The 14,692-nt window shown below is 67.2% G+C and carries 18 protein-coding genes and 3 tRNA genes; 6 read left to right on the forward strand and 15 right to left on the reverse strand.

Going from position 1 to position 14,692, the window contains the following annotated elements; genetic code table 11:
* The first annotated feature begins 6 nt into the window (after positions 1-6).
* Positions 7-963, forward strand: a complete 957-nt coding sequence (locus ACFVVK_RS17820; protein ID WP_390269924.1) for a hypothetical protein — start codon at positions 7-9, stop codon at positions 961-963.
* A gap of 56 nt (positions 964-1,019) precedes the next feature.
* Here ACFVVK_RS17820 and ACFVVK_RS17825 read toward each other — a convergent pair whose 3' ends face one another.
* The 14 genes from ACFVVK_RS17825 to ACFVVK_RS17890 form a co-directional block, all read right to left on the reverse strand.
* The gene (locus ACFVVK_RS17825) at positions 1,020-2,087 is read right to left on the reverse strand and encodes a LacI family DNA-binding transcriptional regulator (protein WP_390269927.1); all 1,068 of its coding nucleotides are present in this window, start codon (positions 2,085-2,087) and stop codon (positions 1,020-1,022) included.
* Positions 2,088-2,209: 122 nt separating this feature from the next.
* A complete protein-coding gene (locus ACFVVK_RS17830; protein WP_390269930.1) occupies positions 2,210-2,467 on the reverse strand; it encodes a hypothetical protein in 258 nt (85 codons plus the stop codon).
* 10 nt (positions 2,468-2,477) lie between these two features.
* Complete coding sequence (locus tag ACFVVK_RS17835) at positions 2,478-3,377, reverse strand: carbohydrate ABC transporter permease (RefSeq protein ID WP_390269933.1); 900 nt, start codon at positions 3,375-3,377, stop codon at positions 2,478-2,480.
* Positions 3,374-4,408: a carbohydrate ABC transporter permease gene (locus ACFVVK_RS17840; protein ID WP_390269936.1), complete on the reverse strand. Its 1,035-nt coding sequence runs from the start codon at positions 4,406-4,408 to the stop codon at positions 3,374-3,376. Before ACFVVK_RS17840 ends, ACFVVK_RS17835 begins: the two co-directional genes overlap by 4 nt.
* A 7-nt stretch (positions 4,409-4,415) precedes the next feature.
* Complete coding sequence (locus tag ACFVVK_RS17845) at positions 4,416-5,699, reverse strand: ABC transporter substrate-binding protein (protein WP_390269939.1); 1,284 nt, start codon at positions 5,697-5,699, stop codon at positions 4,416-4,418.
* 143 nt (positions 5,700-5,842) lie between these two features.
* On the reverse strand, positions 5,843-6,454 hold the full coding sequence (locus tag ACFVVK_RS17850) for a hypothetical protein (RefSeq protein WP_390269942.1): 612 nt from the start codon (positions 6,452-6,454) through the stop codon (positions 5,843-5,845).
* Positions 6,451-7,014: a hypothetical protein gene (locus ACFVVK_RS17855; protein WP_390270045.1), complete on the reverse strand. Its 564-nt coding sequence runs from the start codon at positions 7,012-7,014 to the stop codon at positions 6,451-6,453. The genes ACFVVK_RS17850 and ACFVVK_RS17855 overlap by 4 nt, the downstream gene beginning before the upstream one ends.
* An 89-nt stretch (positions 7,015-7,103) precedes the next feature.
* Positions 7,104-7,487 carry a hypothetical protein gene (locus ACFVVK_RS17860; RefSeq protein ID WP_390269945.1) on the reverse strand — a complete coding sequence of 128 codons (384 nt, stop codon included), beginning with the start codon at positions 7,485-7,487 and terminating at the stop codon, positions 7,104-7,106.
* A complete protein-coding gene (locus ACFVVK_RS17865; RefSeq protein WP_090954296.1) occupies positions 7,484-7,675 on the reverse strand; it encodes a hypothetical protein in 192 nt (63 codons plus the stop codon). The genes ACFVVK_RS17860 and ACFVVK_RS17865 overlap by 4 nt, the downstream gene beginning before the upstream one ends.
* Positions 7,672-8,139 carry an Asp23/Gls24 family envelope stress response protein gene (locus tag ACFVVK_RS17870; RefSeq protein WP_390269947.1) on the reverse strand — a complete coding sequence of 156 codons (468 nt, stop codon included), beginning with the start codon at positions 8,137-8,139 and terminating at the stop codon, positions 7,672-7,674. Before ACFVVK_RS17870 ends, ACFVVK_RS17865 begins: the two co-directional genes overlap by 4 nt.
* 101 nt (positions 8,140-8,240) lie before the next feature.
* On the reverse strand, positions 8,241-8,693 hold the full coding sequence (locus tag ACFVVK_RS17875; protein ID WP_390269950.1) for a hypothetical protein: 453 nt from the start codon (positions 8,691-8,693) through the stop codon (positions 8,241-8,243).
* Positions 8,694-8,897: 204 nt separating this feature from the next.
* A tRNA-Phe gene (locus ACFVVK_RS17880) sits at positions 8,898-8,973 on the reverse strand.
* A gap of 48 nt (positions 8,974-9,021) precedes the next feature.
* Positions 9,022-9,095: transfer RNA gene (locus ACFVVK_RS17885), tRNA-Asp, on the reverse strand.
* 115 nt (positions 9,096-9,210) lie between these two features.
* Positions 9,211-9,283 (reverse strand) — tRNA-Glu (locus ACFVVK_RS17890).
* Between the two features lie 152 nt (positions 9,284-9,435).
* On the opposite strand from ACFVVK_RS17890, the gene ACFVVK_RS17895 reads away from it, so the two are divergent.
* Entirely contained in the window at positions 9,436-10,455 is a 1,020-nt protein-coding gene (locus ACFVVK_RS17895; RefSeq protein WP_390269953.1) for a PHP domain-containing protein, read from the forward strand.
* 55 nt (positions 10,456-10,510) lie between these two features.
* Here the strand turns inward: ACFVVK_RS17895 and ACFVVK_RS17900 are convergent, their stop codons facing one another.
* Positions 10,511-11,113 (reverse strand): LysE/ArgO family amino acid transporter, encoded by a 603-nt coding sequence (locus ACFVVK_RS17900; protein WP_390269956.1) that lies wholly within the window; start codon positions 11,111-11,113, stop codon positions 10,511-10,513.
* A gap of 68 nt (positions 11,114-11,181) precedes the next feature.
* On the opposite strand from ACFVVK_RS17900, the gene ACFVVK_RS17905 reads away from it, so the two are divergent.
* From ACFVVK_RS17905 to ACFVVK_RS17920, 4 genes are all read left to right on the forward strand, one after another.
* Positions 11,182-12,063, forward strand: a complete 882-nt coding sequence (locus tag ACFVVK_RS17905) for an ArgP/LysG family DNA-binding transcriptional regulator (RefSeq protein ID WP_390269959.1) — start codon at positions 11,182-11,184, stop codon at positions 12,061-12,063.
* Between the two features lie 77 nt (positions 12,064-12,140).
* Positions 12,141-13,118 (forward strand): DMT family transporter, encoded by a 978-nt coding sequence (locus tag ACFVVK_RS17910; RefSeq protein ID WP_390269962.1) that lies wholly within the window; start codon positions 12,141-12,143, stop codon positions 13,116-13,118.
* Positions 13,119-13,127: 9 nt separating this feature from the next.
* Positions 13,128-13,604, forward strand: coding sequence for a metallopeptidase family protein (locus ACFVVK_RS17915; RefSeq protein ID WP_390269965.1), 477 nt, complete (start codon positions 13,128-13,130; stop codon positions 13,602-13,604).
* Positions 13,605-13,614: 10 nt separating this feature from the next.
* On the forward strand, positions 13,615-14,535 hold the full coding sequence (locus ACFVVK_RS17920) for a cation diffusion facilitator family transporter (RefSeq protein ID WP_390269968.1): 921 nt from the start codon (positions 13,615-13,617) through the stop codon (positions 14,533-14,535).
* Positions 14,536-14,692 lie beyond the last annotated feature (157 nt).

Raw genomic sequence — 14,692 nt, forward strand, 5'->3', positions numbered from 1 at the left:
GATCCTATGACCGGAAACATCTACCGCGGCCAGGCCGGGCTGCCGTTCTCTTCCGCGCTCCGGATCTACGAGCCCCTCGAGGCGTTTCCCGAGATGCAGCAGGAATCCCTGCGGGCCGCCGGCGCCAGGCAGGCGTCCCGCGCGGCCGTGGAGAACGCCGAGCTGATGGCGTCATTGGGTCGCATCACGCGTCCGGACGGGGACCCTTTCCCCACCGGCCGGACCGACCTCGTGCGCATTGTTCCCGCGCCGGCAAAGCAGGGGCCCGCAGTCGCGGGACATGACAGTGCCGGACGCGACAGCGCGGGGCGCGACAGTCCAGGACACGACGCCTCCGATTCCGGCGCCGCTTCGGCCGGACAGGCCGAACGGCTGCTGTACTGCCCCAGCCAACTGGTGCTCCGTGCCGGGCTGGCCGCGAACGCCCTGATCGAAGGCATCCACGGGCCCCTCGCCGAGCTCCTGATTCCGGAGGAACAGCGGGACAAGCACCAGGAGCGCATTGACGAGGTGCGGGCGCATGACGGCGTGAGCCGGGTCCATACCCGGGCTTCCACGTGGGGCATCCCTTTCAGTTGGTTCTGCCTCTTCCAGGAAGCGGACCACACCGACGTCGTGGAGTCCGAGGGCCACATTGCCACGGTCCGCATCCGTGCGGGCATTGGCAGGGCGCTGGAGCGCGTGGGCTATGCCGTGGCACACCTCGCCATCGCCGCGCCCGATCTCGATATGCTCGAGGACCTGACCCAGCTCACGGAGTGGCTTGAACTGTTTCACCCCGGTTCCGTCGTGGAACTCGACTATGGCGCGGTGGCAGACAAGGTCTATCCCGATGATTCGCCGCTGGACGTGCGCCTCGGCATCGAGTGCCTGGCCGAAGGCGACATGACCGGGGCCGCCGCGGCGTACCGCCGGCTGGCCTCACGCTGGGTCCCGATCCGGCAGCTGGCCCGCGCCTCCTAAGCGGGCGCCGGCCAGGCTGTCCTCGGGCGGCGCAGGACACCAGCCCCTGGAAAGCCTTAGGCGTGCGGTCCGGACCTGCCTGGCGGCGCCGTCGTCCTCCGCACGATCAGCCGGTGCGGCGCCACAACGGAGTGCACGGACCCGGCCATTCCGTTGAGTTCGTCCAGCAGCATTTTGGTGCCGAGTTCCGCCTGCTGGTCCGGATGCTGCCCGACCGTGGTGAGCCCCATGGCATCGGCGAAGTCGTGGTCGTCGATGCCGATGACCGACAGGTCCTCGGGCACCCGCACCCCGGCCTTGCCGGCCTCGAAGATGACGCCCATCGCCATCTCGTCGGAAGCGCAGAACACCGCGGTGGGTCTGGGCCCGTCCGCGGCCCACAGGCGCCGGAAGGCTTCCTGGCCGCTGTGAACGGTGAAGTCACCCCACACGTCCCATTCCGGCCGGATCGGCAGGCCGGCGCCCCGCATGACGTCCTGGAAAGCCTGGATCCGGACCCTGGGGACGTCGAAGTTGAGGTCCGTCTCGTCGTCGCCGTGCAGGAGCGCGATATCGGTGTGCCCCAGATCGATGAGGTGGCGGACCGCGGTGGAGGCTGCGGCGTAGTCGTCGATGCCGATGTAGGGGCACTCCTCGACGTGGCCGCCGACGATCACCAGCGGGATATCGATCTTCTGGAGGTGCTCGATTTCATCGTGACTGAGCGCCATACAGAGGACCAGCAAGGCATCGATCTGCTTGTAGACCATGGTCTTGCTGAAAAGCCGCTCCCGGTTGCTGCCGTGACCCCCGAGATTGAAGAGCGAGAGGTTGTACTGGCGGGCGTGCAGTTCGCGGTCTGCGCCCTCGATGGCCTTGGAGAAGAACCAGCGGCTGACGAACGGTGCCAGCACCCCGATGGTCTTGGTCCTGCCCGTCGCCAGGCCGGACGCCGAGGAGGACGCCACGTAGCCCAGGGATTCGGCGACGGCGAGGATTTTCTCCCGCGTTGCCGGCGAAACGCGCGGCAGTCCGCGGACGGCCCGGGAAACGGTGGCAGTGGATACCCCCGCGGCGGCGGCCACATCCTCAATGCTGACCCCGGTGTGGCCGCCGCGCTGCGCCCGTTCTGTTGTCCGTGCCACCTTTGTCCCCTTGTTGACTGTCCGGGGAGGCCTGGCGGCCGTCCGCAGACGTGCTCTGCCCCGCCTCCCCCGCGGCAGTTGAATATAGTGCCTGCTCGTGGCTGGCCAGCCGCGCCGGCTGCCTACCCTCGCCGGCTGGCTGTGCGGCGCGGCAAGCGCCGACGCAGCCGGATCATTCCGTAGAGTGCCAGCAGTGCGGCCAGCAGGCCCAGCGCCCAGCCGAGGGCCGGCTGGGCGGTCACCTCCATCCAGACGGTGATGACCAGCAGCACCACGGTCCAGAAGCCGAGGAACCCGATGATGATGTCGAAGTCCTCGCCGGACCGGACACGGCGCCGGTCGGCGCCGGCAGCCGTGCCCTGGTGGGGTTTGTTGCTCATTGCTTTCCCGTCACTTGACCGCGCCGGCGGTCAGGCCCGCGACGATCTTGCGCTGGAACACCAGGACCAGGATGACCAACGGGATGGTCACAATCGTGCCCGCGGCCATGATGGCGGTGTACGGAATCTGGTTGGGCTGCGCGCCGGCGAAGCTGGCAATGGCCACGGTGACCGGTTGCGTCGCGTCGCTCGAGAGCTGGCTGGCGATCAGGAATTCATTCCACGAGGAGATGAACGCCAGGATGGCAGTGGTGAAGATGGCCGGGGCGGCCAGCGGCATAATGACCTTCCGGAAGGCCTGTCCCTGTGTGCAGCCGTCAACGCGCGCCGATTCTTCCAGCTCCCATGGCATCTCCCGGAAGAAGGACGTCATGGTGTAGACGGTCAGCGGGAGCACGAACGAGATGTTCGGGATGATCAGGGCCTGGTAGGTGCCCATCCAGCCGATGTTCGTGAAGAGCTGGAACAGCGGCGTGATGAGGGCGACACCGGGGAACATGGAGGCCCCCAGGATGAAGCCGAGGACGAGGTACTTGCCCCGGAAGTTCAAACGCGCCAGGGCATAGGCGGCAAACACACCGATCAACAACGAAACCACGGTGACGACACTGCCGATGAACAAGCTGTTGAGCAGGGCCTGGCCGAAGTGGTTGCCGAAGGAGGTGTCGAACGCGGTCTTGAAGTTGTCCAGCGTCACGTGGGTGGGCAGGATCGACGTGTCGTACGTGTACCCGACGTCGCGGAACGCCGTCACAACCATCCAATAAGCCGGCGCCAGGCACCAGAAGAGGATCACGGCCGCGCTGATGTACGTGCGTCCGTTGGCCCACTTCTCGCGGTTCTGGGCCGCCTTGCGCCCCTGGTCCTGCTTTGCGCGCAGTTCGGTGGCAGCGCTCGTTGCGGCGGTCATTTCTTCCCCTTACCTGCGCCGGTCTGCTCCACCACGTTCGCTCCGAGGAAGCGTACGAAGATGAAGGCCACTATGAAGATGATGAAGAACGTGATGGTGGACAAGGCGGCCGCCGAGTTGAAGCCCTGCCTGATCTGGTTGATCACCAGGATGGACAACGTGGTGGTGTTGTTGGCCCCGCCCGTCAGGATGTAGGGGAGGTCGAACATGCGCAGGGCGTCGAGGGTGCGGAACAGGATGGCCACCATGAGGGCCGGCTTCACCAGCGGCAGGGTGATCATGCGGAACCGCTGCCAGGCGCTGGCACCGTCGACCTTGGCCGCCTCGTATACCTCGGCGGGAATCATCTGCAGGCCGGCGAGGATCAGCAGCGCCATAAACGGAGTGGTCTTCCAGACGTCGGCGATGATCACCGCCCACCTGGCCGGCCATTCGCTGCCGGTCCACAGGATAGCGGTGTTGAAGAGCTTGTTGCCGATGCCTTCGAAGGCGAAGATGAACAGCCACAGCTTGGCCGTAACGGCGGTGGGAATGGCCCACGGCACCAGGACAGCTGCGCGGACCAGGCTGCGGCCCCGGAAGGCCCGGGCCATGATGACGGCCATCCAGAAACCGAGCACCGTCTCCAGTCCCACCGTGACGATGGCGAAGAAGAACGTGGTGCCGGTGGCGGACCAGAACTGCGACCCAAGTGTTCCCGGCGGGCAGTCGACGGTTCCGCCGCCGGGAGCCGGGCACTGCTGGAAGATCCAGTTGTAGTAGTTCGAGAAGCCGGCCGGGCCACCTTCGGTGAAGAGGCCGGTGGCGGGGTCCAGGCCGGCATCCTTCTGGAACGACATCACAATGGCGGTGATGATCGGGTAAACGATCACTACCGACAAGGCGATGATGGTCGGCGCCAGCAGCCAGGCTGCCCAGCGCCCCTGTGTCGCGATGCGGTTGTCCTCCCCAACGCCCTTGGGAGCGTGGTGGACCGGTGCCCCGCCCGACGCCGGTGCCTTGACCGACGTCGGGCCTACTTCAGTTGCCATGATGGACCTACTGTCCCGCGCTAGCGGACTCGATGGACTTCTGCATGTCGGAAAGGGCCGCGTCTACGGTCTTTTCGCCCTTGATGGCCGAGTATGCGTTTTCCTGGATGGCCTTCGTGACGGCCGGGTAGAACGGCGTAACCGGGCGCGGCACGGCGTTCTCGATCGAGGTCTTCAGGACCGGCAGGTACGGCAGCTTTGCGACGAGCTCCTTGTCGTCGTACAGCTTTCCGAGCACCGGTGCGAGGGAACCCTGCGTGGCGAAGAACTTCTGGTTCTCTTCGGAGGTGAGGAACTTCAGGAAGTCCAGGGACGTGGCCTTGTTCTTCGAATAGACGCTGATGCCCGCGCTGTGGCCGCCGAGGGAGGAGGCGCCGGGGCCTGCCTTGCCCGGGAGGGCCGTCATGCCCAGGACGTCCTTGACCTTCGAGGAACCTTCAGTCGTGGCCAGGTTGTAGACGTAAGGCCAGTTGCGCAGGAACAGCAGCTTGCCGTCCTGGAACGCCTGGCGGCTCTCCTCCTCCTGGAACGTGATGGCTTCCTTCGGAATGCTGCCATCCGCGTAGGCCTTCGTCAGGTTGGCCATGCCGGCCTTGGCCTCAGCGGTCAGCAGGTTGGGCTTGCCGTCCGCGTCCAGCACGGCTCCGCCGGCGGAGTTGATCGCCTCGGAGGCGTTGACGGTGAGGCCCTCGTACTTCTTGAACTGGCCGGAGTAGCAGCCGATGTTCTTGGACTTCGCGATGGAGCACATGCTCATCATCTCGTCCCAGGTCTTCGGGGGCGTCGGGACCAGATCCTTGCGGTAGTACAGGATGCCGCCGTCGGATGATTCCGGTGCCGCGTACAGCGTGCCCTTGTAGGAGGCAGCCGTGACGGTCGGCTTCAGCATGGCCGAGGTATCCAGTGCCATCTTGTCCTTGAGCGGCTGCAGCCAGCCCTTGGCAGCGAATTCGGCGGTCCAGACGACGTCGACACTTGCAACGTCGTAGCCGGCGTCCTTGGCCTGGAAGTGCTGGACGAGGTCGTCGTGCTGCTGGTCGGCCTGGTCTGTCTGCTCCTTGAAGGTGACCTTCTCGTTCGGGTGGGCGGCGTTCCACTTTTCGATCAGCGGGCGGACAACGTTGCTGTTGTCCTTGCCCTGAACGTAGGTGATGGGTCCGCGGCCGTCCAGGCCCTGCGAGGCGGCATCGCCGCCACCGCCGCTCGTACTACCGCCGCCGCCACAGGCCGAAAGGGTGAGGGCCAAAATGCCCGCTGTGGCAGCGGGAAGAAGGATATTGCGGGTTTTCATACTGGAGTGCTCCTCGCTGAGTACCGGTGAAAAACGGCCGTGCAGTTAATGTGCCGACCATCACAGTAGTAACGAGCAACGAGTAATGCAAGCGTTTACATGAAACCTTTACGCAAAGGAGACTCTGCGCGCGCTCCGCCGGCTCAGCGGACCCGCTCGGCCCGGCCGAACCGCGAGCGCGCACCGGTTCCGATGCGGATCAGGACGGGGGTGCGCTTGCCGATCACGGCGTCGAGGGCCTCCACGAGTCCGGAGATTTCGGCGGCGAGCGTGTGCGGGGCGACCCCTTGGCGCGGCTCCACCCGGATCTTCAGGGCAGGTTCGCCCCGGATCGCGTAGGCGGCAACGGTGACCCCGGTCAGGTCTGGCCGGTCCGCGAGGGCGGCGCGGAGCGCCTGCTCCGCCACTCCGCCGCCGATCGCGACGTTGCCCGGCACACCGCCGGGGTCCTCCTCCGCCACCAGCAGGCTGGTCCGGCCCTTGCCCTGCTGGGCAACCCAGGCGACCAGCAGGGCGAGCACCGCCACCAACACAAGGCAGATCACGAGCCACAGCCAGCTCCCCTGCCGGCCGGGGAACTGCGTGCGTTCGAACAAGTCGAGCCAGAAACTCAGGGCGCCGCCGGCCCAGCCATGCCACCACGCCGCGACTGCGGGGACGCTGACCAGCAGCATCAGGAGAACGCCGATGGCCAGAAGCGTGATGCCGACGATGCCCAGCAGGATGCGGTTCAGGACCCTGGGAGTGTTGTTCATGCGCCCACCACCCCGGCTGTGGCGACCTGGAGCTGGACGTCCGGCATGGGCTCGGGGCCCATGTCCTGCAGCTCCCGGCGCACGGCCGCCAGGACGGCGTCCTGGCGCAGCGGCACGCCGGAGGTGGGCCGGACGTTGACCACCACCCGGTTCCGCGACACCACCACCATCACCTGCCCCGGGGTGACGTTGGCCGCCACCCGCGCCCGGCGTGCCAGGGCCGCGGCGATCACCTCGTCGTCCACCACGACGGCGGCCCGGCGGTCCGGGAACACGTGTCGGGCCCGCCGTCCCGGCAGCACGGCATTGAGGAAGAAGAACAGTCCCGCCATGGTCACCACAGCACCCGTGACGCCCAGCAGCAGCGGTGGAATCCCGGCCGGGAGAGCGACCACACGCTCGGCGGCCGTCAGCGGATCCACCAGCCACGCCGGCTGTCCGATCGCTCGCACTCCCGTCTCCAGCAGTGCATAACCGCACACAACGCCGACCAGGACGGCGGCAATCATGGAGACGACGGCCCGGGACGGGTGCGTTTCCCGCCGGAGGATGCGCTCCATGCCTGCCGCGCCGGCACCAAGCGGTGCGGCCGCCGGCACTGCGCCGTCGCCGGGGTGGGGGACGGCAGGGGGATTGCGGATATCGTGGCTCAACGCACCCGCCTTCTCCCGTGCACCGCAGCGCCGCTGATGCGGATGTCCACCCTGCTCAGCTGCGCCCCGCTCAGTTCGATCACCCTCTGCAGGATCCTGGACCTGGCGGCGAGGGCCCGCTCCCAGATGGAACCGCCGAATCCCTCGACGCGGGCGGGATCCCGGAGAACCTGGGTGAGGGGCGGGATGGTGACGGGGGTGACCAGGGAGAGCGCCAGCAGGCCGTCGTCATCCGTCCACTCCACGCGCACGTCGTGGGGCGGCACGCCGAAGGCCTCGCCGGTGGCCGCCCGTGCCACGCTCGTCAGGGCCTGGGTGCTGATGCGGGTGTGTCCCGCCATCGCGACGCCGCGGATCGGCGCCCCCGCAGTGACGCTCATGAGGAGGAGCGCCGGCCCGTGAGCGCGTCAAACACGCTGCGCAGATCCAGTTTCCCTTCCGCGGCCCGGCCCAGGAGAGCACCGACGCCCATGAAGAGCAGGGCGCCGAGGAAACCCCACGCGCCGAACTGGAAGGACATGAATGCCACGAAGGCACCCGCGGCGATTCCCACTACCGTCAGACTCATTGGATTGCCTCCCTAGCCGGCCGGACCTCGCCCGGCGCGGCGGTTTTAGCCGGCCCGGGCACATAAACGTCGATGATCTCGATGTTCACCTCGATCACCTCGAGTCCCACGAGTTCCTCCACCGCGTTGTATACGGCGGCCCGGATCTGCCCCGCCAGGGCGTGCAGGGCAGTGCCGTACAGCGCGACAACGTCAATGTCCACGGCAACCTGTGTTTCGCCAACCTCGACCCGCACCCCCGCCGCGTGGTCGATGTTGCCGACGGCGTCACGGATGGCCCCCAAGGCACGCGACGGGCCCGACCCCAGCGAGTAGACCCCGGGTACGGCCCGGGCGGCGATTCCCGCTACCTTGGCGACGGCGGCTTCCGAAATGACCGTGCGGCCTGTGGCGGCCAGCGCGGGCACGGCGTCCACAGGACCGGACACAGGACCGGCAACGGGCTGAGGATTCTGGTATTCCACGACGCGCTCCCCCTTCTCTTTGACACCACCCTAGCCCCTGGCCCCGCGGCGGGGGGCGATTTTCTTGCCGCGCTTCCTTCGCGTAGACGAGAGGCGGCTGCCTACTTGCAGTTGGCGGAGATCCACTCCGTCACGGGCGCCATGGCGGCCTGGAGCTTGCCGCTGGAAAACACGGTCTGGTCGGTGACGCCTGCAACTGCCACGTCCTTGAGCTTGGCGAAGTCAGCCTTGAGGCTATCCGGGACGCGCTCGGCTGTCGCTGCCAGCTCCGCCTCGTACTGCTTCAGTTCAGCCGTCTTGCCCTGGGCCGCGGACAGCGGGAGGAGCGTGGCGCCGGTGGCTTGTTCGGAGATCTTGGCGCAGGCCTCGGCCGCCGTCGCGAAGTCGCCGTTCGGGCCTGAGGCGGCGCTGGGGCTCGGCGTCGCGGAGGCGGGAGCGGTCGCGGGAGCGGACGACGGCGCGCTGCCGGCCTGCGGTGCCGAACAGCCGGTGAGGGCCAGCGCACCGAGGAGTGCGGCGAGGGCGAGAGGACGGGCGATGTTCTTCGAAGTCACGTTGCAGAATCACTTTTCGGTTGAGATTGCGCCGCCCGCCCGGATCGGGCTGCCGGCGGCCTTGGTGTTCTTTCCCCAGCGTGCGAGTCTAGCCGGGCCGGCGGCCGGCCTCCCAAAACCGGTCCGGCGCCGCCGGACCTTCCCCTGATTTCCTGTGGATTAAAAGAAGAAAAGCACCAGTTCGAATGAACTGATGCTTCCCAGTGGTGGCTCCGACCGGCGTCGATCCGGTGACCTTTCGATTTTCAGTCGAACGCTCTACCAACTGAGCTACAGAGCCTAGGTGACACGTCACCTTGACGACCGAAATCTCTTCCGGCAATCAGAGCGACCCTGACGGGACTTGAACCCGCGACCTCCGCCGTGACAGGGCGGCGCGCTAACCAACTGCGCTACAGGGCCTTGCTTGTTACTGCTTTTCTTGCTGCTGTTCCTGCATTCTGCGGTATCGCTACCGCAGTTTTTCAAGGTCTTTAGCCTACCAGACTTTTTCATCCGGCTTGACCACTTCCTTGCGTACCCCCAACGGGATTCGAACCCGTGCCGCCGCCGTGAAAGGGCGGTGTCCTAGGCCGCTAGACGATGGGGGCCAGGACGCCATCCGGTCGAACATTCAGGGCAAAAATGAAGGGCCGAAGCCTTTCGTTTTTGTCCCCTCGGGTTCCTCCGAACTGGACTATAAAACTATAAGGGCGAGCCGCCGATAATCCAAAATCGGCCCCCGCCGGTGCAAGATGGACGGATGGATGCCGTTGATGCCCTCAATGAGATTGCGTTCTGGCTGGAACGCGAACTAGCCCCCACGTTCAAGATCCAGGCGTTCCGGAAGGCGGCCGGGATCATCAGCGCCCTGGAACCGGACGAGGTCGCAGCGCGGGCCCGCAACGGCAGACTGAAGAGCATGAAGGGCATCGGGGACCGAACGTTCGAGGTCATCAGGCAGGCGGTCGACGGCGGCGTACCCGACTATCTTGAAAAGCTGCGGGAACGCGGGCAGCAGCCGCTCGCGAAAGGTGGCGCCGAGCTGCGCTCCGCCCTCCGCGGGGACCTGCACAGCCACAGCGACTGGTCCGACGGCGGCTCCCCGGTCGAGCTCATGGCCGAGGCAGCGCGGACGCTGGGCCGGGAGTACGTTGCCCTGACGGACCACTCCCCCAACCTCAAGATCGCCAACGGCCTGAGCGCCGAACGCCTGCGGGAACAGCTGGACGTTGTCGCGGACATCAACGGGGACGGCGGGGACTTCCGCCTGCTGGCCGGGATCGAGGTGGACATCCTGGAGGACGGCACCCTGGACCAGTCCCCGGACATGCTGGACCGTCTGGACATCGTGGTGGCGAGCGTGCACTCGAAGCTCCGCTCCGACCGCGGCACCATGACCGCCAGGATGCTGGGCGCCATCAATGATCCGCACATGAACGTTCTGGGCCACTGCACCGGGCGGCTGTTGCAGGGATCGAGGGGCACGCGTCCGCAGTCCGAGTTCGACGCCGAGCGCGTGTTCGCCGCGTGCGCCGAGAACAATGTCGCCGTCGAAATCAACTCCCGTCCCGAGCGGCAGGACCCGCCGGATAATCTGATCCGGCTGGCTCTCGACGCCGGCTGCCTCTTCAGCATCGACAGTGACGCCCATGCCCCGGGGCAGCTGGATTTCCTGCAGTACGGGGCCGAGCGGGCCGCCTCGAACGGCGTACCGGCCGAGCGGATCGTCACCACCTGGCCGCTGGATCGGCTGCTGGAGTGGTCCGGACGCGGAAAGTAGCCGCTGTTCCAGCCTTCGGGCGGCGCGCCGACCGGACCGGGGACCGCGGCGAGGCTCAGGCCACCAGCAGCACTGCCAGCGTAAGCATCACGACGGCGATTACCGCGTCGAGCACGCGCCAGGCAGCCCGGCGCCGGAACAGGGCGGTCAGGAACCGCGCCCCCAAGCCCAGGGCGGTAAACCACGCAATGCTCCCCAAACCGGCCCCGGCGGCAAACCACCACCGCCCGGACGGGCCATGGGCGGCGGCGAGCGACCCGAGCAGCAGCACGGTGTCCAGGTACACGTGCGGGTTCAGCCACGTGAAAGCCAGGCAGGTGCCCAACACTGCCACCCGGCCCCCGACAGGCTTTTCGCCGGGATGCTCCATCTCCTCCCCGCGGACCGCGCGCCGCGCCGCGAGCGCACCGTAAACGAGCAGGAAGGCCGCCCCGGCCCAGCGGATCACCACGAGAGCGGCCGGCGCCCGGTCCAGGAGAACACCGATGCCCGCCACGCCCAGCACAATCAGCACCAGGTCCGACAGGGCGCACACCGCCACCACCATGGCGACGTGCGAGCGCTGAATGCCCTGGCGGAGGACAAAAGCATTCTGTGCGCCGATGGCAACAATGAGGGAAAGGCCGGCAGAGAGGCCGGAGAACATCGGAAGGATCACCCTTTCACGGTAGGTGCCTTCCCAAGATGAAACCAGTTAAAGATTCTGCTGGAAGGTAAGATGAATTAATGATCGACGTTTCCCCGGACCAGGCGCGGACGCTCGCCGCGATCGTCGCGCACGGAAGTTTCGACGCCGCCGCCGCGCACTTGTCCGTGACGCCCTCAGCGGTCAGCCAGCGGATCCGGGCACTGGAGACCGCGGTCGGCCGCCCCGTCCTGACGCGGGCGCGGCCGGCGGGACTCACGGAATCCGGCCAAGCTGTGGTGCGGTTCGCCCGGCAGCTCGAGTTGCTGTCGGCGGACCTCGCCGAGGAACTGCAGCCCGAGGAGGCCCGCGGTGGTACGCGCCTGACGCTGGTGATCAACAGCGATTCTTTGCACACCTGGGCGCTGCCCGGACTTTCAGCAGCGGCAGGCACGGTTCAGCTGGAAATCCTGCGCGAGGACCAGGATTATTCGCTGGATCTGCTCCGCAGCGGCGCAGCGGCTGCGGCGATCACGGCCACCGCGAAACCCGCCGCCGGCTGCACCTCCCGCCGGCTCGGCGTCATGCGCTACCTGCCGGTCTGCGCACCGGCCTTCGCCGCAACGTGGTTCGACGGCGGGGCAGCGGCACATTCACTGGCCAAGGCGCCCGCCATCGTCTTCGACCGCAAGGACGACTTGCAGGACCGCTACCTGCGGCGGTTGAGCCGCAAGCCCCTCGAGCCGCCGCGGCATTACGTACCGGCGGCCCACGAGTTCGGCGAAGCCATCCGCCTGGGCATGGGCTGGGGCATGATGCCCGAGATAGAAATCGTCCAGGACCTCGAGCAGGGGCGGCTGGTCAGGCTCGGTCCGAAGTCCTTCGTTGACGTTCCCCTGCATTGGCAGCAGTGGCGCTACGGTTCGGCCGCACTGGACGGCGTCGCGGCGGCGATCCAAAACGCTGCCCGCGTATTGCGGTGACACTTTTGGCAGGATCTCGACTAGACGTGACCGATTCCCGCCAGCCCGGAGGATGCGGCACAGGCTAGATTGGCTGCATGGCTACCACCGCCGCCTCCGGCCCCACCCCGACTGCAGGACCCCACGAAGGGTCTTCGCACGTCGCCCCCGCACCTGCCCCACAATCCGTCCCGGCCCCTCCGCGGCCCGCTCCGATCAACAAACTTGGTGTCGCCGCCGTCGTCGTCACGGTCGTACTGTGGGCCTCCGCCTTCGTGGGCATCCGGGCCGTGGGCCCGAGCTTCTCACCCGGCTCCCTGACGCTCGGCCGGTTGGCCGTCGCGGCCGTCGTGCTGGGTCTCCTGGTGGTCCCGAAGCTGCGCTCACTCCCCCGGGGCCGCGAGTGGTGGCCCATCCTGGCCTACGGCATTATGTGGTTCGGCGGCTACAACGTGGCCCTGAACGCCGCCGAGCACATGCTCGACGCCGGCACGGCAGCCCTGCTGATCAACGTCAACCCCATCCTGGTCGCCGTGATGGCCGGCGTGATCCTGAAAGAGGGCTTCCCGCGCTGGCTGATCATCGGCAGCCTGATCGCCTTCGGCGGCGTGGCCGTCATTGCTCTGGGTTCCGGCCAGCGCTCGACGGCGGACGTGGCCGGTGTTCTGTTGTGCCTGCTCGCGGCCGCGCTGGCCGCCGTGAGCGTGATCGTCCAGAAGCCGGTGCTCCGGAAGTTCCCGGCGGCGCAGGCGACGTGGTTCGGCATCATGATCGGTGCCATCTGCTGCCTGCCTTTCAGCGGCCAGCTGGTCACAGAGCTGCAGGCCGCTCCCCTGCCGGCCACCCTCGGGCTGGTCTACCTCGGCATCTTCCCCACGGCGATCGCCTTCACCACCTGGGCCTATGCGCTTTCCCTGATTGATGCCGGGCGCCTCGCCGCAACGACGTACCTGGTCCCGGGCACCACGATCCTCATCTCCTGGCTGGTCCTGGGTGAGATTCCGACGATCTGGGGCCTGGTTGGCGGCGTGATCTGCCTTGTGGGCGTGGGCCTGACCCGGCGCCGGTCCCGCTAGGATTTCTTCATGCCTTCCTCGCTCCCGCCCGGCCTGCCGATCGTTCCGAGCGGTGGCGACGGCGGCGAAGGCGGCAACGGCGGCGGGGACGACGCCGGCGGCGCGGCGGACGCTGAACCGTTCCCGATGTCCGAGGCCGATTTCGAAGCGGCCGTCAGCGACGCCCTCGACCGGATCCCGCCCGAACTGGCCAAGACGATGAGCAACGTGGCGATCTTCATCGAGGACGACTACACGCCGCAGCCCGGAGAGGATCCGGACACCGTGCTGCTGGGCCTCTATGAAGGGGTTCCCCTGACCGAACGGGACTCCTGGTGGGACGCCGGGTCCCTGCCGGACCGGATCACCATTTACCGCCGGCCCATCCTCGAGATCTGCGCCTCCCGCGAGGACGTGATCGAGGAAGTCACCGTCACCGTGGTGCACGAAATCGCCCACCACTTCGGCATCAGCGACGCACGCCTTCACGAGCTCGGCTGGGGCTAGCCTTATAGGCATGGGACACGACCACAGCCACTCGCACGGCATCACCGGCACCGCGAAGCACCGTAAGCGTCTGGTCGCCGTCCTGGCCATCACCCTCGCCGTGGTGCTCGTGCAGACCGTCGGTGCTTTGATCTCGGGCTCCCTGGCCCTGCTGGCCGACGCCGGCCACATGCTCTCCGACGCCGCCGGCGTCTTCATCGCCCTGCTCGCCGCGTGGATCGCCGCCCGGCCCGCCAGCGACCTGCGCACATACGGCTACCAGCGCGCCGAAGTCCTGGCGGCGCTGGCTAATGCCCTGGTCCTGATCGTCATCTCTGTGGTCATCTTCACCGAGGCGATCCGCCGGCTCGGCGCCACCCCGGAGGTCCACACCGACATCATGCTCTTCGCGGCGGTGCTCGGCGCCGTCGCCAACCTGGTTTCCCTGCTGATCCTGCGAGGCGCCCAGAAGGAAAGCCTGAATGTGCGCGGCGCCTACCTGGAGGTCCTGGGCGATCTGCTGGGGTCCTTTGCCGTCATTGCGGCGGCAGTGATTATCATGGTCACCGGCTTCGAGGCCGCGGACACCATCGCGTCGATCCTCATCGCCCTCATGATCCTGCCCCGGGCCTGGCACCTGCTGCGCGATGTTGTGGACGTGCTCCTCGAGGCCACCCCCAAGGGCGTGGACGTCCAAATGATCCGCGAGCACATCCTCTCGGTGGACGGGGTGGTCTCCGTGCACGACATCCACATCTGGACCATCACGTCCGGCGTCCCCGTGTTCTCCGCGCATGTGGTGGTGGAGGACGCGGCGCTCGGGGCCCGTGGCGCGGACCGGGTCCTGGACAAGCTCACCACCTGCCTGGGCTCCCACTTTGATACGGAACACTGCACCTTCCAGCTTGAGCCTGCCACGCATTCGGAGCACGAAGCCCACCAGCACGCCTGACCGGCGCCCGGACCGGCGGCACCGCCCGGCCACATCCGCCCTGCCCTCGGCGAACACGCCCTCAACTAATGCCTCCAAATAACACTGTTGTTGTTTATGTTGTTCGTGTGACCCGTGTTGCCAAAGTGACTTTTGGCACGTAGCCTCATGCCTGCTG

It is taken from the genome of Arthrobacter sp. NPDC058192 (assembly GCF_042883665.1).
GTDB lineage: Bacteria > Actinomycetota > Actinomycetes > Actinomycetales > Micrococcaceae > Arthrobacter.